General features: G+C 47.9%; 1 protein-coding gene. It reads left to right on the forward strand.

Going from position 1 to position 290, the window contains the following annotated elements; all coding sequences use genetic code 11:
• Positions 1-290 (forward strand): toprim domain-containing protein (locus A3729_RS10155; RefSeq protein WP_156497864.1); only part of this gene is annotated, 290 nt, incomplete at both ends.

Below are 290 nucleotides of genomic sequence, written 5' to 3' on the forward strand. Positions count from 1 at the left end.
ATGAAGCGAACCAGGCAACCCGACATCTTGATAAGTTGTTGGTAGTGGAAGGCTATATGGACGTTGTGGCGCTAGCGCAGTACGGTATTAACTATGCGGTAGCCACCTTAGGGACGGCGACAAATAGCGAAAACCTCTCTCACCTCTTACGACGGTGTAAGCACATTATTTTCTGTTTTGATGGCGATCGAGCCGGATTACAGGCTGCAAGAAAGGCAATGGAAAACGCCTTGCCTATATTTGAAGATGGGATGCAGCTGGATTTTTTGCTATTACCGGAAGGTGAGGAC

Source organism: Oleiphilus sp. HI0043, from assembly GCF_001634935.1.